1 protein-coding gene is annotated in these 226 nt (G+C 57.5%); it reads left to right on the forward strand.

The genetic code is table 11. The features are described from left to right. Window positions 1-226, forward strand: a 226-nt coding sequence (locus ACW9IR_RS30165) for a helix-turn-helix domain-containing protein (protein WP_457466267.1), incomplete at both ends; no start/stop codon positions are given.

Consider the following 226-nt stretch of genomic DNA (forward strand, 5'->3'; position numbering starts at 1 on the left):
GCGCCAATTGCCCCCCGATACCTGGCCGGAAACCGAAGGGCTCGCTGTCAGCTTGTGCATTTCGGCGTCAACCTTGCGCCGTCGTCTGGCTGAGGAAGGGCAGACCTATCAGGGGCTCAAGGACAGTGTGCGTAAGGAATTGGCGATTGTGTGGTTGGCGGAGCCACAGATCAGCTTTGCCGAGATTGCAGGGCGTTTGGGGTTTGCTGATACGAGTTCGTTTTAT

It is taken from the genome of Pseudomonas sp. SDT291_1_S447, assembly GCF_054070155.1.